The following is a 22,917-nucleotide window of genomic DNA, read 5'->3' as shown; positions in this document are numbered from 1 at the left end:
CATTCCTAAAAAGAGTCTGTACTTACCCCGGCCGTTTAATGCAAAGCCAATCTCTTCATGAAAAGGCCCCTTTCCCAATGGAAGAGCGGATCTTTAGAAAGCGCTGACTAATGTCCGCTTTTGTTTAAGAGCTTGAGCTTAACTGAACGTCCAGAAAGGTCCGCTTTGAAAACAGAGTGGACGCAAAAGTGGGGTGATTTTTTTGCGTGCTACTACATGAACAGAAGTCACGCCATGGTTTCTTTCAGCTAACTTTTAGGATTTTAGATTAGTATGCTTACTAAACCTAAAATCGCTTATTCACTCACTCACACGATCATTTGGGATGTTTTATATTGTTATAGGCAGCAAAGGAGCCAAAGGACCCAACGAATGGTTGCCGCCTAACGGCCAGAGCGTTTATGTCGCTCGCTTCTTTCGGATTGTGAAGGTCTACAAACTTGAGCCGCGACTGGCTGAGAATGAGTGGATACTAGCATTCCTGAATGACTGCCGAAGCTGAACATCTGTGACATTGGGAGTAACCTTGTCATCAAAGCAGTGAAGGAGGGTGATTTATGTCTATCAAGCGAATGACTGAAAAAGAACTTCTCGACGGTCTCGACGCCAAGGGTGCCCATGCCGATGAAGTGGCTAAACCGCTCCCACAGGAACTAACGCCATTGGAACGACTCAAGGGGTCGGTTAAACGCTATGAGCGACCAACCGATCCTGTATGGGAAGAATACGTTGATTCTGATGAGGGTGTGAGTGACGATTTCATGGAAGATCGAGATCAGTTGTCGCCGAGTCCAGGAAAGGACTAAGGGCAATGGCTACCCCCTACATCACAGGCATGACCGCTCTGTGCCTATTTCATCCGGGGCGGACCTGGAAACCCTTTTGGCATTCCGCCGGATCACCTGATAGGTGGCTCATCGCGGGCCAACATTATCCTGACACCTCGTCCTTTTTTGGTGATCAAGAACTCGTTGATTTATCTGAACTTCTGGCTGAATGGAGTATCGAGGCGCCGATCTGTATCAGTGCCAGCTACGAGCGAGCCGTTTTTGAAATTCTGTACAACCACATTGAACTTAACAATCAAATGGTACCAAACGTGCAGCCGTCAGATATTGATGACGTTGTAGATTTCAGTCGTGTTTCGGGCTGGGTGTCAGAGTGGGAACGGTCTGGCCGGCTAAAACGCGGGCCCGCCTTACGGGCATGGCTAGAAACCAAGCGCACTTGGTAAACAGGCTGACCATACTAAGCTTGCCAAAGGGTAATACCCTCACGAGCAATAGACCTCAAAAGATTTGGGTCAACAACTCGTGCGCCCTCAGGCTCTAGCCGTTCGACCTCCCAGACTGGATATGGCCGAATACGAACATCTGTGATTAGCAAACTATCATAAGCCACGCTCGCCAAGGCAAGCTTCATATCAACAAACGCTCCGAGCCGTGGCATTCTCCACGCAATAGAACCGCAACGTTGGTGTCGCTTTCCGCGCGGTAATCACCACGAGCCCGGCTGCCATACGGAATGACCTGCACAGCTTCGTATTGACCATCCAGTTTCTCCACAAACGCTAAAATGGCTTTTCGGATATCCACCCGTTCATTCATCACAGCTTGCACTATTGTTGCAGAGGGCATTTCATCGCTATTCAACATATAACTTACCTGGCCGTTTCGCTGATTATTAGGTTGGGATGCCGTGCTTCAATCGACCAATCAGAGTTCTAACCGTATCGATGCCTTTTGGCGAGTTAAGCAGTTCACTTGGAGCCCTATAGTTTAAACCCCTTACTTGTGAGCATACCCAGTGATCCGCTGCGCTTTTGTTGCCGTTGAAAAGATCCAAAATTTCAGCATAGGCTTGGCTGCGCAGTTGGTCGAGCCCGGCATTACTCATGGACGCATATTCCAAACCAGCGGGCTCGGCGTTTTCCCAAGCTTGCAACTCTTCTGGCATGGGTGCATCGGGATCGCACTGAGCAATTAGCTCATCAAGACTGAAACGCTGTCCCTGACCGGCATCCAGTTCTTCCATGGCCTTAACGATGGTGACGTTGGCCACCTGAACTTTTCTCAAGTATCCTCGGCGACCAAAAATGAGCACGGCCGAGAAGGCACTATTTTCGGTGTCAGAGAATTTTTCCGATGCTTGATACTCGCCATCCCAGTCCTGTGCATTTCGGTACCGGGTGACCTTCAGTGGCTTTAAGCCGGCAATGTCGTCGTAACCTGTTTCATAGCCCTCTACCAACACAGGCGTCTCGGGAGGTAAAGTTTTCAGTCGTTTGATCAGTTCCTCAGTTGTCATCGCTCGATCTCCTGCGTTATTCAATATCCAGCACTATCGGTGGGTTTGTAGGCTCATACCGGACGGTGCAGGTACTGGCATTGATCAGCCGAGCCTTACCCAGAAGATACTCTCCGTATCCTTCGTGGATGTGGCCAAAAACATGCGCTTTCAGGGACAACTGTGTGATTCGATGGAGCAGGTCTACGCACCCAACATTCTGGCAGCGGAATCCCATTTGTGCCTCATCTCCAACGCCCTTTGGTGGGCCATGGGTAATAAGCACATCGGTGTTTTCTGGAATTTTCTTCCAGCGATCGTGAAGCGCTCGTCCGCGATCCAGCATGAATGCCCAGTCCAGAAACGTCGGTGTCCAGGGAGAGCCCCAGAATCGAATCCCCTCGATTTCAACGCCGTTATCCTCAAGATATATGGCATTTGTCAAAGCTTCTCGTGCGAGATCTGGCGCTTCCTGAAACACCCAGTCATGGTTGCCAGCGATGACGATCTTATATCGGTGGGTCAGAGCACCCAACCAGTCGTTGAGATCCTCCACATTGTCCAGTGTGCCGGCGCCCAAGCAGTCGCCAGCATGGATTAATACATCACCCTCTGGAATCTCAGGTATCTGACGATGCAGGCTATGGGTGTCAGAAATACAAACGATCTTCACAGCCCTTCTCCAAGGCGTTTAATACCAATTAGTAACGCAAAATACTAATTAGTAATTCGCGTTACTAATTAGTATTAAAGGTGAGATTTCACTCAAAAATCTTACCTGCGTTTTCTCGGATAGCTTGTTCCATTTCTTCAATACTGATGACTTTACCCGACGTAACGAGGCCTTTCAGGCGCTCGACTCCGGGCCAGGTCAACAACTCCGCTTCCAATGACCAATCCATGAAGGGAAGCAAACGGACCATGTTGCGGGCATCGTCCACACCGCGATGGTGGCGCCCCTCTAATGCCAGTCCGTGATACTCCAAAGCATGGATCATTCCATTCTTGCGCTTCTGTCCCGTTGTTCTGCGCCAAATGCGTTTCAGGTTCAGGTGCGGATACTTCATTATCATCGGAAACGCGCCATATTTCTCACCTTCTGCCTGAATATGCAGGCGATCGTAGTTACCCCAACTGCACCAAATAAAATCGTCATGGGGTTTCCCCAGCCACGCATCGATCATCCGACAGGCTTCCGGAAGATTCGGAGCGGCATCAACCATAGGTTGGGTGATGCCGGTTAACGATGTACAGAATTCGCTTAGCTCTGGGTTCACCGTTGGTCGTACCAAAAATGACTGGCTATCCAGTAGTTCTCCATTCCGTTTGGCCAAGGCACAACCAAACTCAATGATTTCCATGTTGTGATTGGTCTGGGGTTCGCCGGCCGGAGTTTTTCGGTTCTCCCAGCACGTTGCCTCCAGATCGACAACCAACAGAGGACGGTTATCCATACGATGTTCAGCTCCCAACTCAGTCAAAAATCTCGTTAGCTCGCACCAGCACTTTTGCTTCAGAATGTCCGCGTGATATTGAAATCTTAGGGCCTTTGCTCCATGTGAACCTAGGCAAGATGCAAAACGCTATGTAGGCCTCCTCGTTTCAGCATTTTCAGCGGCGTATCGTCAGTATGCTCGGGGTTGTGTCTCACTAGTAAAAACCGGATAAGCTCCTCTGGCACCCAAGATGCTGTCTCGACCAGCAAAGTTTGAAGTCCTGAAAGCACCCGCCCTTTGGGTTCATCAAACTGAAACCGTGGAAAATTTAGCTCTCCGGAGGCCGTGCGTCGGGCAATCAGCGCGTTTTGCAGTGTAAGTGTTCTAACATCGTTTTCACTGATCTCTAGCAGTTGCGCGACCCATTGTAATCCCCCAAGGGACTGACTTTTCCAAAGTTACCCAGCGGGCGCTCAATCAGGTGGTCGAGGAACTGAATAACCGACCCCGGAAACGACTGGGCTACCGCACACCGGCAGAGGTCTTCTGGGGCGAATACTCAGGAGCTCTCAAAACAAGCGGTGCTGCACTTATTACTTGAACTCAGGAAAAAAGCAAACGGCTCTTCAACAAAGGCTCACCAGAAGACTTAACTGGATGCGATGGCGTGGCGAAATACTAACCGGTAAAGAACGTTAGTCAGCGCCGCAACTAAAAAGGGATACTTTCAAAGTAGAGGGGAGCAGATCAAAGAAGCTATTTGGAGTTATTAAATATTATCAGCCCCCTCTGTCAGTCTGGGGTGGATGGTTTAGCGGGATTAAAAGCCAAAGAACCTCTTACGTAAAGAGATCCTCTCGGGCACGTCGGGGGCATGTTCTGGAGAGGAGGGTTCGACATTTTCCCGAGCTTGTATTTTTTCTTTTTCTGCGACCTTTACTTGTGAACTAATGAAGTCAGTAAACTGGACGGTAGAACCGAGATAATTAGGGTAAGCTTTTTCGAGGTTCTTTACATCAGTCGCTGAAACGAGCACAGAGACCAAAACGTCATCTTTTAATTCACTTTCCTCTAATGCTTTCAAAGCATCATCAGACTCGTTCTCTTCAAAGGGCGTGAGTTCGACATCCAAATTAATTGCTTCTTTAATATTTTCTGATCTTTTCATGATGATTAGAAACATTCCCTTATGGTTCTTTATATCTCTGTTATTATTTATATCTCCATATGTCATTACTTTTATGGCAAGACCAAATTTGCCTAACGCTTTCCTTACTTCCAGTTGGCTCTCTAATTCAGTAAACTCCGCAATATACCCGCTGATTTCATCTTCAGGAATCGAAAAAGCGTTTTCTTCATGAGCAACTAAACGGCCTGCGATGTAAAAAAAACGTCTCCAATTATCATGTCCTGAAATTGAGGTTTTAAGGCTAAGATTCTCCAAGGTATCAATGATCTCTAGCGAAGTTGCCCATGCGTGCTGAAGTTCCGTTCTCAATTGAACTTCAATTTTCGAGCCCTTCCAATCACTGTCTCCTTCCTTGCCAGAAAAACAGCTATAAACAAGATGCACTCCGAGGTATCCACTATCCTTTGGATTGGACAAATAGTCGACGGTTTTTATTATCTGATGAACAGATTTGCTCGACTCAAGGCTTTCTTTTAGTTTGTACAAATGCCTCAGCTTTGGAAGTATTACTCTACATCCTCCAATATCCTGCATCCGCGTTAGCCGGATCTTGTTAGTTTGCTTGCCATCTAAAGTGGGCCGTTCAAGCTTATTGATGATGGTGGCTAGGCGTTTAAGACGGCGAACTATAATCGCCTGCTTGGAAACCTTTCGTACTGGATGGGAGAGATGATTTCTTATCAGCATTAACGGATAAAGATGAGTTTCCCTATAGTTTTGAATAACTTTTATTGATTCGTTTCTCAACTCCCCTGTGCAGCCTTGCCGAATATCTCTACTGGCTTTATCGACGCGTTTTTTTGAAAATCTAAGCTTCTTTTTCTGATTGTTGTATGTGTTGCTCGCCATTTTAGGCTCCGGGCTTAGGGGGGGTGCACGTTGCGTCTGTTCAGGGCGATGGATGAAACAATTAACGATGAGCCTTCGCCCTAGTTCAGGGACCTTGCGTAAAAGTCGATGTCCGTGGAGCGTTTATGGTTACGATTGCTTGTACGCCTCATCGTAGATTTCTCTGAGGCGTTTGCCTTGATATCGCCAGCGAGGTAAGTCGCTGAAGTGTATCATCTATATTCAATAAACTCTTGTTAACGCAGTAATCGATTAAGCTTCGCCTTCAAACACCACACTTACTCAGCTAGGTGTGATACGCCCCAGGCTCAAACGGATATCGTCTCAAAGGCTCCAATGCGTTCCTCTGAATGTCCGCTTTGCGACCATTTTTGACAACTTTCTGTGATGTGTTCGGAAAACAGCAGAGGTCACCCTCGGCGGCATCGATACCCGCCAGCTGTCATCAAAAACCATGGCAGTAACCGACAAACCCAACCTGTTCTTTATCGGCGAAGTCGTCGACGTCACCGGTCATCTTGGCGGGCATAATTTCAATTGGGCATGGGCGTCGGGTGTGGCGGCGGGGAATGCCGCCTGATCTCTGGCCTCGGATAATTCGACTTAAGACAACCACAATTGTTTCGATACAAACAAAACCCATTAATAATAATCTTTGGACATTCCCGAGGAGCCGGGGCCTGTCCATAGATCTGAACTCCTGAAAACTCGCCTCTCGGCAAAAGACATGAAATGGCATCGACCTGACATATTGTTGTGGTATCGGGCATTTTTCCGCGATAAAATCTTTGCTTCCTATGAATTGGCTCAGACGTGCGTCCCGTGCATAACGTCTCCGGTAATCGACGCCCCGTTACCCATGCGGAAGACCGTAGTTACGCCAGTTATTCATTTCTTGCCCCTTAGTGCATGTTGCTATTTCCAAAAATGAAACATCAGTCCCGCTTTCGTCAGCTGTCATTGTTTTTATTCCAGTGTTTTCTATTTTCCTTCAGCATACTGATGGTTTCACGCTACGTGTTTTTTATGCATATACAGGATGTGTTGCCGGAAACAGGGGTTGGTGATGACATCTGGAGGGCTTTCTTTGTTGGTGGACGCTTTGATGCCAAGGTAACTGCGATTGCCTATTCACCCCTTTTGTTAAGCGGCACTATCGCCGCTGCATTCCATGGAGCTTACCAGCGCTGGTTAAGATTTGCGGTCAGCTATCATACGGTTGTAGCGGCACTCTATGTGGTTGGTTGCATATGCAATTTCTATTACTACACGACCTACGGCAGTTATGTTGACCTATTTGTTTTCGGGCTATGGGAAGACGACTCTACCGCAGTGCTTATCAATATCTGGGAAGACTATCCCGTGGTACGCAGTTTTCTTGCGGCGTTCATTGTCGGTGTGCTGGCATACCTGACCTCCCGTTGGTTCCTCCGCAGCCGACTGGGTAAAATAAACCCGCGAGCCTATTGGCACTGGAGCGTTACATCGCTGGCGGTAGTCACAATTTTTCTGTCCACCTTTGTGACAGCGCGGGGCACCCTCGACAATCACCCGCTCAAGCGCTATCACGCCAGCGTTTCCCACTACAAACCGCTGAATATGATCACTCCGAATGTATTCATGGCACTGGACTGGGCGACCTCTGATTACGAGGAACAGCGGAGCTTTGAGCCGATTGCTGAAGCCACACTGACCGCCCAGATGGAGAAAGTGCTCGGCCAGCCGACCCCGGTTTACCACACGCCTGAAAACAATTACCTCCAACAGAATCCGCCCCATGTGGTTGTGGCCATGATGGAAGGGATGGGCATGAATATTATGGTGGAAGACAAACTCCCAGGTAACGACCTGCTGGGAAGCCTTCGCCCCCATTTCGCAGACGGTTTTCTTTTTCAGCGCTTTTTGGCGGGCACTTCCGGGACGATCGACAGCATTGTAATGACACTGTTTCATAGTCCCGTGGCGACCATCAGTCATTCCTCGGCCCAGAATACCGCCTTGCCAGGTTCTGCTGTTCTACCCTACAAGCAGGCAGGATATGAAGTGGCGTTCCTGTACGGTGGAAATGGCATGTGGCGTAACTTGGCCAGCTACCTGCCAGTACAGGGGTTTGATCGTGTCTATGATGAAAATGACATTATTGAAGCGATTCCGGAAGCGGCTGAATATTCAGGTACCTGGGGCGTACCTGACAGCTTTCTGTTCCAGTTTGCCAACAAGGTAATGGAAGAAGCGGATAAGCCAACCCTGCTCTTTATTATGAGCACCACCAATCATTCGCCTTACAAAGTGCCGGAGAACTATGAGCCCGGGCCGACGGAAATCAGCGACCGGTTTGCCGCCAGGACCGAGTATGAAGGCGAGCAAGCCAAGGTGCTTCTTGAGACTTTTCAGTACGCCTCTGATGCACTGGGTCAGTTCATCAACCGTATCAAGCAATCATCGGCTCTGCGCGACAAGACTATCGTTGCAGTAACCGGCGACCACCGCGTGCGGAACCTGAGTACAGATGAACCAACGGAGTTTGGCCTTAGTTACGCGGTACCATTCTTCCTGCACGTGCCGGACCCGATCCTTGAAAACACGCCACACAGATATGACCCGATGCGCATCGGGTCTCACCGGGATATTTTCCCGACTCTGTATCATTTCAGCCTGTCAGACCAAGACTACATTACCCTCGGTGGCGAAAACCTGCTGAGCCCGGACGGGATCAGTAACGTGGGGTACAACCTGAAGCGCAGTATCAATGAACATGGAGCGTTCAGTAACAACAAGTCCGGACTGTATTATCCCTGGCAGGAAGATGATCCCCTCCTCAACCATCAGCAGCCGGAGGAGAGCCGGCCATTCGATGCTGGGTGGCCAGAGGAATATCATCGGTTGATGGATTATTATCTTCGGTCCCAAGTACAGGCCTCGACTGGCCCAGAGTCCCCATAGCTATCCAGCAACCTGCCAGCGATTTAATTATTACCAGGGCAAGTCAGAGAAAGTTTTAAGTTACTTTTCAATGAATTATGCCGGGCAAGATTTCTAACCAACCGGCACAAAGCCTTCACGACGTCGCCGCCTGCAGCTCCCGCACCCGGCTTTCCCGAATGGGCCAGTGCAGCAGGACGGCCACGATACTCAGCGCCACGCCCGTCCACCAGACCAGATCGTAGTTGCCTGTACGTTCGTAGATCCAGCCGCCCAGCCACACGCCGGTAAAGCTGCCCACCTGGTGCCCGAGAAACACCACGCCATAGAGCGTTGCCATATAACGCGTACCAAACATGGTGGCCACCAGCCCGGTTGTGGGCGGAACGGTTGCCAGCCACAGAAAGCCTGTCAGGCAGCTGAACAGTAATACGGTGGTGAGCGACAGGGGCAGCAGAAGCAGGCCAACGGTGACGACCGCTCGACTGAGGTAGATAAACATCAGCACCCGCTTCATCGATACCCGCCCGGATATATAACCTGACGCCATCGCACCGATCACATTGCACAGCCCGATCAGCGCGATTGCCCAGGCCGCCACATCGGGGTCAAAGCCGTTATCGGTGAGGTAGCCCGGGAAATGCACAGTGATGAAGGCCAGGTGGAAACCACAGACGAAAAAGCCAACGGTCAGCAGCCAGTACGAGAGATGGCCGCGAGCCAGGCCGATAGTGGTCGCGAGTGAGTCTTCCGTTGCAGAGGAAAGCACGCCGGTTGCAGCCGGTTTTGCCATCCGGGCTAACGGCATGGCCAGAATCACGATGGCAAGGGCCATCAGGCCCATCGCGTTCAGAGCACCGCTCCAGCCGAACAGATCGATAAACTGCTGAGCCAGCGGCACAATCAGGAATTGCCCCATTGAACCGGCTGCGGTGCCGACGCCCAACACCCACTGACGGTCGTCTTCGCTGACCGCCTTGGCCATCAGCGGCAGCACAATGCCGAATCCGGTGCCCGCGATACCCGCTCCCACAAGCAACCCGGCCCCCATTTGCAGCGACCAGACCGAATCAACACCAGCGGTCAGCCATAGGCCCACTGCATATAAAACAGCCCCCACAACAATCACCCGCGTATTGCCAAAGCGGTCGGCCAGACCACCCGCCAGCACGGCAATAATGCCCCACGCCAGATTCTGGATTGCCAGGGCCAGACCAATAACATCCCGCCCCCAGTCGTTGGCAGCGGATATCGGCTGAACAAACAACCCGAAGCTGGCCCGAAAGCCAAACGCCAGCATCAGAATCAGGCAACCTGCGATCAGAATCGTCCAGGCAGATGGCGTTAATCGCGCAGCACTCATCGGTCAGAATCCTTAAAGGTTCGGGGCCTCAGATCCGGTCAGGCTCGGAGGTTTTCAGGTTTCGTGGAATTATCCACGATTGTGAGTCAGATAACGCTCAGCTCTTTGGCCAATTGCACGACCAGTTCACCTGCGGGCAACTCCCGGGCAAGCGCCGCGCCCTGCCCAGCCCAGTGGGCGTTGAAGCCATTATGGCCCGCGTGACGCGCAGCAGCTTTTAATGCCTTTCCGGCAGAATAGGCAATCGGGTAGGCCGGCAAATGGTGAGCCGCCACGCCCTCCACTTCCAACCACCAACGATCGACGATGCCACGGGCGGGCCTACCGGAGATCACCGAGGTAATCCGTGTTTCGAGGGTCTGGGCCTGCTTGAGAGATTTCCGGTAGGTGTCATCGGCGGCTGATTCCGGACACAAAATGAACGCTGTACCCATCTGCACGCCGCTGGCGCCCAGTGCCATAGCGGCGCGAATGCCCCGCCCATCCATGATGCCACCGGCTGCAATCACAGAAATTTCACAGGATGCACTGATCTGCCGCACCAACGGCAAGGTACTGATATCCGGATCCCCTGTCGTCGGCTCAAATACGCCGCTATGGCCTCCTGCCTCCTGACCTTGTGCAATCACCGCGTGCAGACCGGCCCGCTCAATCGCCAGCGCCTCGCTCAGCGTGGTTGCCGTGGCCAGCAGGCGGATGCCTGCAGCTTTCAAGTCGTCAATCCACGCCTGCGGGGGTAATCCAAAATGAAAACTGACAACAGCCGGTCGCTCCATCAGCAACATATCGAGCATGGCCCTGTTTTCGACAAAGCTGGGATAGGGCAAATCAAGCGTTGCCGGTGGCTCTGCATCAAACTCGACGAAGAGATGGGCAAGGTGCCCAAGCCATGCATTTTCCAGCGATGCGTCGGCATGCGCAGGCCGGTGGCAGAACAGATTGACGTTGAATGCTTCAGACGTGAGCGCGCGTGTTTGCCCGATCATAGCCCGCGCCTGCTCAACCGTACTGGCACCCAATCCGATAGAACCCAGCCCACCTGCAGCGGATACGGCTGCCGCCAGCCGTGGTGTTGAAACCCCGACCATAGGCGCCTGAATAATCGGGTGAGCAATTCCGAAAAGGTCTTCCAACTGGCTCATCATCCACTCTCCACATCCAACGTATGAGCTGAAAATAGCACTCGCACAGCATTAGCTGTAGGTCAGCCGCGTTATCTTCATTATTGATCTGATGAATGCAGCGTCTTAGCGGCTATGAGAGCGCCTGGAACAACGGTGGCCGCCCAGCCATGTTCAAGATGGGCCACAAACAGCGAAGGCCCCGAAGGGCCTTCTCGTGAATCATAAGTGGTAAACCAGCGCGTCAAAATTCCATAAGACGCTGGTAAATAAAGTCGAATGAAAAGCTTTTGCTCCGCATCCGGCGCTCTATAAGGTCGGCGAGTTTATCCAGCCGCGCAGGCACGGCCATCATCTTGTCCTGAGCCTCCCGGCCGGCGGCATCGTCTGGCGTCAGATCGGCGATACCCCAGGCATCGAGACACTCCTGCACCACCTTGCGGTAATCTCGTGGCCCATAAATCCCCGCGCGGTGCACGACATCCGCCATATCGCTGTAACCCGCAATATTGTGCCCAGGCATAGCCAGACGCGGCATGACCTTGAGAGCCGACTCCATTGCCCGCGTGCTATCAATGTTGAGCAAGCCAATAAAAGCATCCCGGTAAAAGCGGAAGTGGCGGGATTCATCTGCCGCAATGTGGCCGAGAATCCGCTGGATAATCGGTTCATGCTGCGCCGCCAGTTTGCCGGTGTTGGCATGGGCCGCCTGCGTCGCCCGCTCCTGCAGGCTGGTGTAGGCGAGCAACTGATAAGGATCGTCATGCCACGCCGGATCAAAGCCGGCCTCGATGTATTGATACTGAAGCTGCTCAAAGGCGCGCATATCGAACAAACGAGTATCGCGAACATAATCGTGAAGCACATTACCGTGTCGGTCTTCTTCCGCAGTCCACATGAAGTTCCAGCGGGACCAGGCGTTTTCGCTACCCAAGTGAACTGCGATCAACCGATGAAAATGAGGAAGCCCTTCTTCCGTCAGCAGGTTGAGCGCCAGGGACACCCGCACAGGGTCTGGTACACCGCGCACCCGATCCTGCAGTTCCGACATTGTCTTGATATCTTCGCCCGTCATCTGCTCGCTGGCGGGCAGAAAATCGCTGGGCATCCACAATTTACGGTCACTGAGATGTCTGGCCGTCAACTCTTCGACCAGAGGCTCCAGTGCCGCTAAAGCCTCCGCTTTGCCAGCATGGCCGGTTGCAGTTGCCATTACCTGTTCCTCCGAAAATGGGAAAGTATCAGGGCGAATCTTCCGTCAGGTATGTTCAGTAACCAGACGGAATGCCCAGTCTGGCAGTCTGATATGACAGCAGGACGACCCCTGATCATCTTTGATCAAAACGTATGTCATTCAAACTACCACTGCAGGCGATTCCCCGGCAATGTGTTCAGACTAAAGGATAAGTCATATCAGCCGCTTTCCCGGCGACGCTGTCTTAAACGACATGCGCTACGCGCGTAGGTCGCACCTACTTAAACATCAGGCCTTTTCCCTTTACTTACAATTCTCTACGAAACCTTCATAAAAACGTCACACGATTGTAGTTAGCTTGCTGTCTATCAAACCCTATCGGAGAACGTTTCGTGCCTTACGCCCCTGCCCGCTATCTGAGCGCCGCCCTCGCGACGGTTACCCTCATCACCTTGAGCGCCACTGCGCGGGCCAACGAGCTTGAAATCCATGGCTCAAACACCATTGGTGCCCGCCTTGCACCAGCATTGATCGAAGGCTACCTGGAGGCGCAAGGAGGCACGGGTATCGCAACGCGCCCAGGCAAAGTCGACAATGAACAGGTCGTCACAGGCAACCTCGCCGGCAGGCCATTCGAGGCAAAGGTTGCTGCACACGGCTCAGGCACCGGCTTTAGCGGCTTGAAAAGTGGTGAGTCTGATATTGCGGCCGCATCCCGCCCAGCCAAGGAAAAGGAAGTCGCACTGCTGGCCGGCATGGCGGACCTGCGAGACAAAGCCAGCGAACATGTCATCGCGATTGATGGACTGGCTATTCTGGTGCATCCCGATAACCCGATCGCTGCTCTGGACAAGAAAACGCTGGCCCGCATTTTTGCTGGCGAGACCACCAACTGGAAAATGCTGGGCGGCCCCGATCGCGCTATTCAAGTCTATGCCCGGGATGAGAATTCCGGCACCTGGGATACCTTCAAGAGTCTGGTGCTGGGCAAAGCCTTTCCGCTTTCACCAAAAGCAAAGCGCTATGAATCGAACGATCTGCTTTCTGACGATGTCAGTCGTGACCCTGAAGGCATCGGCTTTACCGGTCTGGCGTCAGTGCGGCAGAGCAAGGTGCTGGCCATTTCCGATGGCGACTCGGCCCCATTACTGCCAAGCCAACTGAATGTTGCGACCGAGGATTATCCGTTGTCCCGTCGTTTGTTCTTTTATTCTCTGGGCGCCAAAGACAAGCGCCCTACTACAGATTTTCTGACATTCAGCCAGGGCCAGCGCGGCCAGGAAATCGTCGAGGAAACGGGTTATGTCTCCCAGAACATTCAGGCGGTTGACGCGACTTTCGATGCTCAGGTTCCGGCGTCATTGAAAAGCCTGACCCGCAATTACCAGCGCCTGAGTGTCAACTTTCGATTTTCAGAGGGCCGCACAAAGCTCGACAACAAAGCAAACCGCGATCTTGAGCGCCTGAAACAGTTCCTTGAAATGAACAATGCCTCCGGCAGCGATCTGATGCTGATCGGCTATGCCGACAAACAATCCAATGAGCTGCGGGCACAGATGATTTCCGAACTCAGGGCATTGTCGGTCAAGAAGGCTTTACGCAAGGAACAGAATATCGAGTTAAAAGCGTACACCGGTTATGGCCAGTACGTGCCCGTTGGTGACAGCGGCGGCGAAACCGGGGCCAACCGCAATGGCCGCGTAGAAGTCTGGTTCCGGACCTCTAACTGATCAAGACGCGGTGTCGTCTGGGTCATACCGCTCGATCAGCAACCTGCGCGTGGTTTTCAGCAACCGGTCTGATAGTTCAGGGTCGTGGGCACTGCGTGATAGTACCAGTGCTCCAACGGCTGCAGACAGCAGCAGAACACTCTCGTCTTTAGACGCGTCGCCCACCATATTATTTTCAATGGCCGCAAGCCGGTTGAGGATCAACTGATCAGTTGTGGCACTGGACTCACCCCGCTGCCCCAGCTCGGCTGACATGGTTGGCAATGGACAGCCCTCGCCAGGTTCATTCCGGTGAGAGGACGACAGATACCCGGTGATAAATGCTTTAAGCGGCCGGTCCGACTCAAAGGCGCGGGCCGACGCATCCTTAAGCTGGTCGGCGGCACGGCGCAACGCGGATTCAACCAACTCGCCTTTCGACTTGAAGTGCGCGTAGAAACCGCCATGGGTCAGCCCCAGCGCCTTCATCAATGGTTGCAAGCCGGTGGCGCCAACACCATCACGCCGAAAACGCCGGGCGGCCTCATCGACGATTTTCTCGTGCGTTCGCGCTTTGTGATCTTCTGAATATCGCAACAGGCACCTCCGGCTCCACAAATTTACATGCCACTCATCATACTATAGCCTTGATGGATACGCAGTGCGGCAAGGTTCCACTGTGCCGAATTTGCCGCTGATGGCTACGTCATTCTTTCCAGCAAGGTCGCAACACCCTGCCCGCCGGCTATGCACTGGGTCGAAATGGCAAATCGACCACCGGTGCGCTGCAACAGGGACGCAGCCTTACCGGTAATGCGGGCGCCGGTCGCACCCAACGGATGCCCCATCGCCAGTGCGCCACCATCAATATTCACCCGGGCTTCGTCGAGGCCAAGTTCATTGAGGCAGGCAATCGACTGGCTGGCAAAGGCTTCATTGATTTCCACCAGATCAATATCGCTCATGACCAGACCGCTACGCTCAAGCACCTTGCGGGTCGCATTCACCGGCCCCATGCCCATGATGTCCGGCGCACAACCCGCAACCGCAACAGCTCGCACGGCAGCAAGCACCGGCAACCCGTGCTCACGCGCAAACGCGTCAGTACACACCAGCACCGCAGCGGAGCCATCAGTGAGAGGTGAAGACGTTGCCGCCGTGACAGATCCACCAAACGCAGGCGGCAGCCCTGCGAGCGTCTCGGGATCGGTCCCCGGACGGATGCAGCCGTCCGCTTCGACAACCCCGTCTGGCGTGGTGACCGGCACTATCTCGTCATCAAAGAAGCCTTGCTCCCGGGCGCTGGCCGCCTTGATGTGGGAACGCACGGCGAAAGCCTCCTGATCACCACGGGTAATGCCATAGCGAAGAGCAACTTCCTCGGCTGTCTGCCCCATGGACCAGTAAACCTCGGGAAAAGATTCCAGCAAGGTTGGGTTGGGAGACGGGTTGAATCCACCTTGCGGCACTCGTGTCATCGACTCCACACCACCGCAGATAAACGCATCCCCGGCTCCAAGCAAAATTTGACCTGCCGCAAAGTGAATCGCGGTCATGGATGATCCACAGAAACGGTTCACCGTCACCCCGCCAAGGGTTTCGGGGAAGCCCGCACGAAAGCTGGCAATTCGTGCGATATTCGCGCCTTGCTCTGCTTCGGGATAGGCGCAGCCCATGATCACGTCTTCGATCAGCACCGGATCGATATCAAGCCTTTCAACCAGAGCTTTCAGGACCTGCGCGGCCATGTCGTCGGAACGCAAATTGATCAAGCCGCCTTTGCGGGCAAACTGAAAGGGTGTCCGGGCGTAGCCGGCAATCACGATGTTATTCATTCAGACTCTCCTTTTTGTTGATCTGGGCGGGCCGCCCACCTCCATTAAATGTCGACCGACATTCTATTGATCACAATGAGTTGGGCATTTGCAGGATCAGACAGGTGGTCGAGCCAACCGCATACAGCCGATCGTCGACGTCATAAATACGTCCTTCGGCGATGGCAGTAGACCGACCCACATGCACCACCTTACCTTCCGCCCGCACCGGCCCCATATCTCCTCGTAAGGCGCGCACATAGCTGACTCTCAGGTCCGTCGTGGTGTATCCCTGCCCGGGTTTGAGCATCGTATGTATTGCGCAACCCATGCATGAATCCAGCAATGTCGCGGCATAACCACCGTGTACTGAGCCCAGCGGGTTGTAGTGGCGACCGTCCGGTGTGCCCTGAAAGACAAAGCGGCCGTCGGAAAATTCGATCGGAATAAAATCGACCAAAGCGCCAAAGGGCGGATGTGGAAACTCACCCCGGGAAATGCCATTAAAGAAATCTGCGGGCTTCATTCCAGCGACCTGGGCAAGCGTCATAGTCCCCGGTGTTGAGAGGTGATCTCTCATCGCCCTTTCTTCGGCTTTCCAGACGGCCAACAGCTCTTCTCTTGATGGTGATTGCATTGCGCTCTCCTTGTGGGTGCTGAACGGCGTACCGATCTGACAGGGTGCTGCCGATCTTTATATTATGACCATAATTCAAATTATATTAAGACTATAATTTAATTACAGCAAGCACAACCTGGAATCATGAAAAGCTTCCATAGCCTGATTCACAGAGGCATCAAAACAATCACTTACAAAAAGCCATCAAGTCTCTACACCCCTCGACAGCTACACTTTTTAGAATCCGCAGAGGCGCTTGAACTCTATTTTACGGAGATTGCATTATTCGCTTCCTGCTTTCGCACCTGTTCAGCCTGCGCCTGATCGTGTTGGCGCTGGGTCTGGTCATTGCTTTGACTGGTGTCGCCTTGCCAGTTTTCCAGCTTATCGATCACACCCTGCTCAGTGCTCTCTGGGGAACGCCTGCCAGCGGAAGCAATCCGGTCGTGGCCTTTTCCGGCAATGGCTTTCACGCCTATCTGCAACAACATCACGTTAAACAGCCCATCTGGATAGCGCCGGCTACCAATGCAGCCCTGATCGCCATCCTCGCACTAATGACGCTGGTGATTCCGGGGCTGAAAGCGATTCAGAAAGACCCGGCCAAGCGCTTTGCCAGTGCATCAGCCATGACCGATGAACTGCGCAGAATCACATCGCGATCAGGCACTCAACAGGAAATACGCAAGGAGCACAGTTAATGCCGCTGCAAGTTACCGGGATCACAGATACCGGCGTAAAGCGCACCAGCAATCAGGATTCAATCGCCTGGTATACCTCCAGGACTAATGACAACGTTATGGGCATCGTGGCTGATGGCATGGGCGGGTATAAGGGTGGCGAAATTGCCAGCCAGATCGCCGTCAACACCGTCACCGACGAACTGATAACACATCTCGAGCACGGCCCCCAACCGACAGAGACACGCATCGAAGCGGTCCGGACGGCGCTGGCGCTGGCCAACGAACAAATTCAGGCTTTACGGTATGAAGACGCCATCCTGTCGCAGATGGGCACCACCGTAGCCTTGTGCTGGGTGCAGGGTAGCGAGGCCATCATCGCCCACATCGGCGACTCGCGATGCTACCTGTTGTCAAAAGGTGAGTTGACCTTGCAGACCCGTGACGACACCGTACTCCAGAGCATGCTCGACGGTGGCAGCATTACCCAGACCGACGCACCACACACGCCTTTTCGTAACGTGCTGACCCGTGCGCTCGGCTCGACAGCTTCCATGAACGCTACCATCCAGACGCTGACCCTGGCACAGGGTGATCAACTCATACTCTGCTCGGACGGACTGACCGATGCCGTGCCGGACCAGCAATGGCCTGGCTTGCTAACGCCCAGCCACACCCTCGATCAACATGCCAGAACACTAATGGATACCAGCCTTGAAAACCGGGCAGCAGACAATGTCTCCGTCGTTCTTATTCGCATGGCGCCATAAACTGACCGCCCCGGAACCTGCATCGGCTGGAGCCTATTTCGGTTTACTGATGAAGAGGAAAGTACACTCGAGAAGACAGCGTTTATTCTGGAGGAATAACCGGACCCGCAGGCCCGGTTTACAACAAAGACTGCAGTGCGATCGGACTTATTGCGCTGCCGCCTCATCAAACATCCGCAGACGTTCTTCTGTCATGGGATGTGATGACACCAGGGCGCCCAGGTCAGACAGCCAGCTATCATCGCTGCTGTCCTCATCTTCCTGTGAAGCCCTGTCGTCAACCTCATCATTATGCTCATGGCTCGCTGACATCCGGCGCATGATGCGCGAGAAATTAGCAGGATCAATCCCCTGCTGCTGCATGGAAGTGAGCGCGAACTGATCCGCTTCCCTTTCCATATCCCGCGAATACGCCAGATTCATAAGTACCGCAGGGCCCGCCACCGTTGAGTCAGCAAATGACGACAAATCGCCTGTCATGATCACGATCAGCCAAAGCGTCAGTGAGGAATGCACCACACCTTTCATGCCATGGTTATGCACCACATGCCCGAGCTCATGGGCCAGCACCGCTTTGAGTTCGTCATCGCTCTGTGCGAGGTTCACCATGTCATCAGTAAAGATGATGGTGCCGTTCGGCAACGCCATTGCATTGGCTCCAATAGCTGGGCTGCTGCGAAAGTTGATATCAACCGGCACCGGCGAAGCCGACGCCAAATAGGTTTCAAAATGCGCCTTGAGTTCGGCCTGTCGGTCCGAACCCAGCTCGGACGGCTCCATCCAGCCTGAATCCAGCGTATCAAGCGTCGCCTGCCCCAACTGCTCAACAATTGACTGGGGCATCCATTCAGCAATGACCCGCGAGGCAAAAGGCACCCCGTAAACAAACGTACCCGCAATCGTCAGGCCGGCCACCACGACCGCCACCAGAATCAGACCGAGGTTATTCTCGAGCCGGTGAAGCATTCGAGCGCCGATGCCGCGCTTGAACTGGCGAGCCAGCTGGTCGACGCCATCGTTGTCCGTTGTTTCGAACACACCGTCATCCGGAAGATGAATGTAGCGCGGTGTGTTCCCCACTCGAGGCATCACGGTGACCGATTCCCAGTCCAGCAACCAGGCATCGGTTTCCGTCTTCAGCGCCAGCTGACCCTCGGCCAGCGACAGGCGAGCCTGCTGCCGGCGCGAAGTAGACCCACTGTAAAAATCACCTTCGATCTGCACCTCAGAATGCCGCAATGCCAACATCGAAAGCATCGCCCAACTCCTGACCAATGGCACTGGTACGACGATTCTCAGCAGCGATAAAGCCATCAAGATCACCCTCAATCACCATCGTTGTGCAGGAGGCGCGATAGCGTGCCATCCGGACCTTGGCCCAGGGGACAAACAGACCCAACGTCAGCGCGACCAGAATGCCATTGCTGATGTAAATCCAGATCATCTGCCCTGGCTGCAAGTCAGACTCGAAGCCGTGTCCTTTGAGAGTTGCGCCGTTCATGAAGATGTTAGACAGTCCTGCCATGAAGTAACCGAACACCGTAATGTAGCCCGCCACGAGCACCAGAGTGAACATGACCTGCCCGAACATCTTTGCACTGATAAAAGTCCCCACCGCAAAGGCAATGGCAATCAGCAACCCCTTACCAAAGAAGGCGTAATACTCACTGTTGGTATTGTGCAGCTTGAATGGCGTCGTGCCATAGCGCATACCATGCGCAATGAACTTGTGAGACTTCAGCACACTGAACGGCGTCAGCAACAGAATGGTCAGCACGTTCAATACCGGCCAGACCACCATTACCATCAAGGCATCGGCATAGCTCGCCTGAAAATCAAACCGGACATTGCGATACGCACTGTTGATGGCCCTGAAGCGAAGCGACCGGATCACGATCCAGGGCACAGCAAACAGGAAGCCGATACCCAATATGATGGCCAGCGGCTGATAAAGCTCGGTGAGCAAGCTGTAGAGGATAAAAATACCGACGGCGAGCAGACGACCTTTGAGGATCGTGACCGGATTAGCCAGATACTGAAAGCTGGCGTCATCCAGCCGGGTGTTTCCGTAGAAATACTGGTTGTTGCGCACGGTCGCCCAAGCAGAATAAATGCCCAGTGTCACGATCGTCAGCAGGATGTTCACAATCCAGATACCGAAGTATTCGCCGCCCCGCCCTACAAACTCGAACGGCGCCTGACGGATATCCTCAGGCTCGACCTCTTTCTTTACCGGTCGGCTTTGAGGCGTTGAACCCACTGGACGGGCTTCAAAACGCGCAGGACCTGTCGATGACGTCTCATCGGCCGCATTTGCGGCCATCGCTGCGGCAGGCGCTTCGCTATCGGCTTGAGACTTATCAGACTCAATTGGCTCAACCGCCAACTCGCTCATTTTGGTCGCATGAACCGGTGGTTTTTCACCTGCAGGTTCGGGTGCAGCAGGCGCTGCTGCCGCCTCATCCTTCATTGTCAGCTCGGGCTTTGGCGCGGCAACTGGCGTTACCCGGGCGTCAGCCCCGGCCTTCATCAGGCGATCACGATAGGCATTGGCGTCATCAAACGAAAGGTCGCTTTTGATCGTTCTAAGTGAACCATCAAACAGCGTTTCGATGCGGTCTGGAGAAAGCCGAAACAACGCTTGCAGGTTCTGTTTCACCAGATCCGGCGAAAATCCCTGAAGCACACGGCCCTCGAACTGAATACGGTAGCGCTCGGTGGTCATAATCAACCCTGTCATCGTCCATAAAAAGGCGCGCTCCGGGAGTGATCTCCTTCACGCGCCGCACGTGCTTCCTTGCTTGCGCAACGGCTGCATTTGGAAAAGTTACCAGAAATTCATGTCAGTGAATTGGCTTCTGCGCGTAATTTTGTCAAATCTCATAAAATCTCGTTACATTGTGTTATAAACACAACACGTAAACTTCAAAATGTTGATAACAAACAGTTAATTGCTGAACATCTGTTCGTTAATTTATCTTGAAATGGGCTCGTTTGCCTGATGAACTGACGGGCGTTGCTTGCATTTCCAAACCGTCACATCCCTTCCATTGATTGAGCCGTACCCCGTCCCCAGAGTATTAATAAGTTCAACGCACATTCTGAAAAGACATTCCGCGCAAAACGGGAGGCACGATGAAAACCAGAACGTTTGGCAATACGGATATTGAAGTTACCCCGGTTGGCCTGGGCACCTGGGCCATTGGTGGCTGGATGTGGGGCGGCACTGATGAGAGTGAATCCATCGACACGATCCACGCAGCTATCGACAAAGGAATTGGCCTGATCGATACCGCGCCGGTGTACGGTTTTGGCCGCTCGGAGGAAATTGTGGGCAAGGCGCTCGCGAATGGCCATCGTGACAAGGTGGCGCTTGCAACCAAAGTCGCCATGAACTGGAGTGACGATGCCGACAACCGGCAAGTCTGGCGCGACGCTTCCGCGGCCCGCATCGAGCGGGAGCTTGAAGACTCCCTGCGCCGGCTCAACACCGATCACATCGATATCTATCAGGTGCATTGGCCTGATCCGCAAACACCGATGGAAGAAACCGCCAGAGCAATGGAAAACCTGCTCAAAGCCGGCAAAATCCGGGCAGTGGGCGTGAGTAACTTTTCGGTGGATCAATTGGACGAATTCCGCAAATTCGCTCCTTTGCACAGCCTCCAGCCGCCTTACAACCTGTTTGAACGGGACATTGAGCAGAATGTTCTGCCCTACTGTCATGACAATGACCTCGCCACCATCACATACGGCGGTCTGTGTCGTGGACTGTTGAGCGGCAAGATGAATGCGGCCAGCGAGTTTGAAGGCGATGATCTGCGCAATAACGACCCCAAGTTTCAAGGGGAACGTTTTGAGCAATACCTGAATGCCGTTGCCGCGCTTGATGAGTACGCTCGCGATCACTTTGGCAAAAGCGTGCTCGCACTGTCATTGCGCTGGCTGATTGATCAACCCGGTGTCACAACAGCACTTTGGGGTGCCCGCCGGCCCGACCAGCTGGATCCGGTCAGCAACGTGGAAGGCTGGTCACTGAACGAGCAGGCGATGAAAGACATCGACGCCATACTGGCGGAACATATCAAGGACCCCGTTGGCCCCGAGTTCATGGCGCCACCTTCACGGGATAGCAAATAAAACGCTGAGCGCAGGCCGGGTCCCTGGTGGGTCCGGTCAATCTGCTGCTTTGAAATCATCCTCCCCGTCACACTTACCCTGCCCGCGTTATACTGATCAATGGCACTGGGAAAACACCCAAGGAGAGGTCCATTCGAGCTCGACTGAAATCGATTCTGATGGTGACCGCTGAAATCGCGATGCCGCTACTCGTACTCGGCATACTGGCCTGGTTGATCGGTGGTTACCGAATTCTGGTACCGCCCCCGCCGACAAATCAGAATGATGTCTGCGAGATTTTCCGGGAGCACCCGCAATGGTATGACTATGCCGTGGAATCAGAAGCGCGCTGGGGCACGCCTGTCGCCACGCAAATGGCATTTGTTCGCCAGGAGTCGGCATTTCAAAGCCATATCCGACCACCACGAACCCGGCTTTGGGATGTCATTCCCTGGCGCCGTCCATCCTCGGCCTATGGCTATGCGCAGGCGCAAGATCCGGCCTGGGCAGACTACATGGAGGATGCAGGCAGTCTCTTCGCCCAGCGTACACAAATGAATCATGCACTGGACTTTATCGGCTGGTATAACGCGCTCTCCCATCAATACGTCGGCATCTCGCTCAACAACCCCGAAGCGCTTTATCTCGCCTATCATGAGGGGCGGACGGGTTACCGGCGTGGGGATTATAAAAAGCGGCCCTGGGTGCAGAAAATCGCCCGCAAGGTTGCCAACCGTGCATCGGTTTATGATGGCCAGCTGCAGGAATGCAGGCAGGAGTTTGAGTGTCGACATTTTTACGAAATCTGGCCGTTCTGCCCGTAAACTCGATGGGTACAAAGGCTG

At 53.3% G+C, this 22,917-nt stretch carries 21 protein-coding genes and 2 pseudogenes; 10 read left to right on the top strand and 13 right to left on the bottom strand.

The window, feature by feature from the left end; genetic code table 11:
- Positions 1-557: 557 nt before the first annotated feature.
- The gene (locus ACUN9X_RS15880; protein WP_445473723.1) at positions 558-806 is read left to right on the top strand and encodes a hypothetical protein; all 249 of its coding nucleotides are present in this window, start codon (positions 558-560) and stop codon (positions 804-806) included.
- Between the two features lie 5 nt (positions 807-811).
- Positions 812-1,234 (top strand): hypothetical protein, encoded by a 423-nt coding sequence (locus ACUN9X_RS15875; protein ID WP_445473722.1) that lies wholly within the window; start codon positions 812-814, stop codon positions 1,232-1,234.
- Between the two features lie 184 nt (positions 1,235-1,418).
- On the opposite strand, the gene ACUN9X_RS15870 is transcribed toward ACUN9X_RS15875, so the two are convergent.
- From ACUN9X_RS15870 to ACUN9X_RS15855, 4 genes are all read right to left on the bottom strand, one after another.
- Positions 1,419-1,655 (bottom strand): hypothetical protein, encoded by a 237-nt coding sequence (locus tag ACUN9X_RS15870; RefSeq protein WP_445473721.1) that lies wholly within the window; start codon positions 1,653-1,655, stop codon positions 1,419-1,421.
- Positions 1,656-1,683: 28 nt separating this feature from the next.
- Complete coding sequence (locus ACUN9X_RS15865) at positions 1,684-2,307, bottom strand: antitoxin Xre/MbcA/ParS toxin-binding domain-containing protein (protein WP_445473720.1); 624 nt, start codon at positions 2,305-2,307, stop codon at positions 1,684-1,686.
- A gap of 16 nt (positions 2,308-2,323) precedes the next feature.
- Positions 2,324-2,959 carry a metallophosphatase domain-containing protein gene (locus ACUN9X_RS15860; RefSeq protein ID WP_445473719.1) on the bottom strand — a complete coding sequence of 212 codons (636 nt, stop codon included), beginning with the start codon at positions 2,957-2,959 and terminating at the stop codon, positions 2,324-2,326.
- Between the two features lie 88 nt (positions 2,960-3,047).
- Complete coding sequence (locus tag ACUN9X_RS15855) at positions 3,048-3,740, bottom strand: exonuclease domain-containing protein (protein ID WP_445473718.1); 693 nt, start codon at positions 3,738-3,740, stop codon at positions 3,048-3,050.
- A 415-nt stretch (positions 3,741-4,155) separates the two neighbouring features.
- Here ACUN9X_RS15855 and ACUN9X_RS15850 point away from each other — a divergent pair.
- Positions 4,156-4,323, top strand: a pseudogene (locus tag ACUN9X_RS15850) (IS30 family transposase); the annotation flags it as partial.
- A gap of 219 nt (positions 4,324-4,542) precedes the next feature.
- On the opposite strand, the gene ACUN9X_RS15845 reads toward ACUN9X_RS15850, so the two are convergent.
- Entirely contained in the window at positions 4,543-5,760 is a 1,218-nt protein-coding gene (locus tag ACUN9X_RS15845; RefSeq protein WP_445473717.1) for a hypothetical protein, read from the bottom strand.
- 397 nt (positions 5,761-6,157) lie between these two features.
- Here ACUN9X_RS15845 and ACUN9X_RS15840 point away from each other — a divergent pair.
- Both ACUN9X_RS15840 and ACUN9X_RS15835 read left to right on the top strand, forming a co-directional pair.
- Positions 6,158-6,340, top strand: a pseudogene (locus ACUN9X_RS15840) (NAD(P)/FAD-dependent oxidoreductase); the annotation flags it as partial.
- A 446-nt stretch (positions 6,341-6,786) separates the two neighbouring features.
- On the top strand, positions 6,787-8,703 hold the full coding sequence (locus ACUN9X_RS15835) for an LTA synthase family protein (RefSeq protein WP_445473716.1): 1,917 nt from the start codon (positions 6,787-6,789) through the stop codon (positions 8,701-8,703).
- 115 nt (positions 8,704-8,818) lie between these two features.
- Here ACUN9X_RS15835 and ACUN9X_RS15830 read toward each other — a convergent pair whose 3' ends face one another.
- The 3 genes from ACUN9X_RS15830 to ACUN9X_RS15820 all read right to left on the bottom strand — a co-directional run bounded on the left by ACUN9X_RS15830 (position 8,819) and on the right by ACUN9X_RS15820 (position 12,379).
- Positions 8,819-10,045, bottom strand: a complete 1,227-nt coding sequence (locus ACUN9X_RS15830) for an MFS transporter (protein WP_445473715.1) — start codon at positions 10,043-10,045, stop codon at positions 8,819-8,821.
- A gap of 86 nt (positions 10,046-10,131) precedes the next feature.
- A complete protein-coding gene (locus ACUN9X_RS15825; RefSeq protein WP_445473714.1) occupies positions 10,132-11,190 on the bottom strand; it encodes an NAD(P)H-dependent flavin oxidoreductase in 1,059 nt (352 codons plus the stop codon).
- A 220-nt stretch (positions 11,191-11,410) separates the two neighbouring features.
- Entirely contained in the window at positions 11,411-12,379 is a 969-nt protein-coding gene (locus ACUN9X_RS15820) for an acyl-ACP desaturase (protein ID WP_260034670.1), read from the bottom strand.
- A gap of 374 nt (positions 12,380-12,753) precedes the next feature.
- Between ACUN9X_RS15820 and ACUN9X_RS15815 the strand changes: the two genes are divergently transcribed.
- Positions 12,754-14,091 (top strand): substrate-binding domain-containing protein, encoded by a 1,338-nt coding sequence (locus ACUN9X_RS15815; protein WP_445473713.1) that lies wholly within the window; start codon positions 12,754-12,756, stop codon positions 14,089-14,091.
- Here ACUN9X_RS15815 and ACUN9X_RS15810 read toward each other — a convergent pair whose 3' ends face one another.
- The 3 genes from ACUN9X_RS15810 to ACUN9X_RS15800 form a co-directional block, all read right to left on the bottom strand.
- Positions 14,092-14,667, bottom strand: coding sequence for a TetR/AcrR family transcriptional regulator (locus ACUN9X_RS15810; RefSeq protein ID WP_445473712.1), 576 nt, complete (start codon positions 14,665-14,667; stop codon positions 14,092-14,094).
- 104 nt (positions 14,668-14,771) lie between these two features.
- On the bottom strand, positions 14,772-15,905 hold the full coding sequence (locus tag ACUN9X_RS15805) for a thiolase family protein (RefSeq protein ID WP_445473711.1): 1,134 nt from the start codon (positions 15,903-15,905) through the stop codon (positions 14,772-14,774).
- 70 nt (positions 15,906-15,975) lie between these two features.
- A complete protein-coding gene (locus ACUN9X_RS15800; protein WP_445473710.1) occupies positions 15,976-16,521 on the bottom strand; it encodes a PaaI family thioesterase in 546 nt (181 codons plus the stop codon).
- A gap of 350 nt (positions 16,522-16,871) precedes the next feature.
- Here ACUN9X_RS15800 and ACUN9X_RS15795 point away from each other — a divergent pair, with 350 nt between their 5' ends.
- Together ACUN9X_RS15795 and ACUN9X_RS15790 are read left to right on the top strand one after the other, a co-directional pair.
- The gene (locus ACUN9X_RS15795; RefSeq protein WP_445473709.1) at positions 16,872-17,204 is read left to right on the top strand and encodes a hypothetical protein; all 333 of its coding nucleotides are present in this window, start codon (positions 16,872-16,874) and stop codon (positions 17,202-17,204) included.
- Positions 17,204-17,953, top strand: a complete 750-nt coding sequence (locus tag ACUN9X_RS15790; protein ID WP_260034661.1) for a PP2C family protein-serine/threonine phosphatase — start codon at positions 17,204-17,206, stop codon at positions 17,951-17,953. Before ACUN9X_RS15795 ends, ACUN9X_RS15790 begins: the two co-directional genes overlap by 1 nt.
- Positions 17,954-18,100: 147 nt before the next feature.
- On the opposite strand, the gene ACUN9X_RS15785 is transcribed toward ACUN9X_RS15790, so the two are convergent.
- The gene (locus ACUN9X_RS15785) at positions 18,101-19,210 is read right to left on the bottom strand and encodes a M48 family metallopeptidase (protein ID WP_445473708.1); all 1,110 of its coding nucleotides are present in this window, start codon (positions 19,208-19,210) and stop codon (positions 18,101-18,103) included.
- Positions 19,179-20,678, bottom strand: coding sequence for a YjgN family protein (locus ACUN9X_RS15780; protein ID WP_445473707.1), 1,500 nt, complete (start codon positions 20,676-20,678; stop codon positions 19,179-19,181). The genes ACUN9X_RS15785 and ACUN9X_RS15780 overlap by 32 nt, the downstream gene beginning before the upstream one ends.
- A gap of 410 nt (positions 20,679-21,088) precedes the next feature.
- Here ACUN9X_RS15780 and ACUN9X_RS15775 point away from each other — a divergent pair, with 410 nt between their 5' ends.
- Together ACUN9X_RS15775 and ACUN9X_RS15770 are read left to right on the top strand one after the other, a co-directional pair.
- Positions 21,089-22,093: an aldo/keto reductase gene (locus ACUN9X_RS15775; RefSeq protein WP_260034656.1), complete on the top strand. Its 1,005-nt coding sequence runs from the start codon at positions 21,089-21,091 to the stop codon at positions 22,091-22,093.
- Between the two features lie 158 nt (positions 22,094-22,251).
- Entirely contained in the window at positions 22,252-22,896 is a 645-nt protein-coding gene (locus ACUN9X_RS15770; RefSeq protein ID WP_260034655.1) for a transglycosylase SLT domain-containing protein, read from the top strand.
- Positions 22,897-22,917 lie beyond the last annotated feature (21 nt).

It is taken from the genome of Marinobacter sp. V032 (genome assembly GCF_052645435.1).
Note: the sequence above shows the minus strand (reverse complement) of the source record. Positions and strands in the feature narration are given on the sequence as shown.

Coding starts and splice junctions, on each gene's coding strand:
- ACUN9X_RS15880 (WP_445473723.1), top strand. CDS start 558: ATGTCTATCAAGCGAATGACTGAAAAAGAACTTCTCGACGGTCTCGAC.
- ACUN9X_RS15875 (WP_445473722.1), top strand. CDS start 812: ATGGCTACCCCCTACATCACAGGCATGACCGCTCTGTGCCTATTTCAT.
- ACUN9X_RS15870 (WP_445473721.1), bottom strand. CDS start 1,655: ATGTTGAATAGCGATGAAATGCCCTCTGCAACAATAGTGCAAGCTGTG.
- ACUN9X_RS15865 (WP_445473720.1), bottom strand. CDS start 2,307: ATGACAACTGAGGAACTGATCAAACGACTGAAAACTTTACCTCCCGAG.
- ACUN9X_RS15855 (WP_445473718.1), bottom strand. CDS start 3,740: ATGGATAACCGTCCTCTGTTGGTTGTCGATCTGGAGGCAACGTGCTGG.
- ACUN9X_RS15845 (WP_445473717.1), bottom strand. CDS start 5,760: ATGGCGAGCAACACATACAACAATCAGAAAAAGAAGCTTAGATTTTCA.
- ACUN9X_RS15835 (WP_445473716.1), top strand. CDS start 6,787: ATGCATATACAGGATGTGTTGCCGGAAACAGGGGTTGGTGATGACATC.
- ACUN9X_RS15830 (WP_445473715.1), bottom strand. CDS start 10,045: ATGAGTGCTGCGCGATTAACGCCATCTGCCTGGACGATTCTGATCGCA.
- ACUN9X_RS15825 (WP_445473714.1), bottom strand. CDS start 11,190: ATGATGAGCCAGTTGGAAGACCTTTTCGGAATTGCTCACCCGATTATT.
- ACUN9X_RS15820 (WP_260034670.1), bottom strand. CDS start 12,379: ATGGCAACTGCAACCGGCCATGCTGGCAAAGCGGAGGCTTTAGCGGCA.
- ACUN9X_RS15805 (WP_445473711.1), bottom strand. CDS start 15,905: ATGAATAACATCGTGATTGCCGGCTACGCCCGGACACCCTTTCAGTTT.
- ACUN9X_RS15800 (WP_445473710.1), bottom strand. CDS start 16,521: ATGCAATCACCATCAAGAGAAGAGCTGTTGGCCGTCTGGAAAGCCGAA.
- ACUN9X_RS15790 (WP_260034661.1), top strand. CDS start 17,204: ATGCCGCTGCAAGTTACCGGGATCACAGATACCGGCGTAAAGCGCACC.
- ACUN9X_RS15785 (WP_445473708.1), bottom strand. CDS start 19,210: ATGCTTTCGATGTTGGCATTGCGGCATTCTGAGGTGCAGATCGAAGGT.
- ACUN9X_RS15780 (WP_445473707.1), bottom strand. CDS start 20,678: ATGACCACCGAGCGCTACCGTATTCAGTTCGAGGGCCGTGTGCTTCAG.
- ACUN9X_RS15775 (WP_260034656.1), top strand. CDS start 21,089: ATGAAAACCAGAACGTTTGGCAATACGGATATTGAAGTTACCCCGGTT.
- ACUN9X_RS15770 (WP_260034655.1), top strand. CDS start 22,252: ATGGTGACCGCTGAAATCGCGATGCCGCTACTCGTACTCGGCATACTG.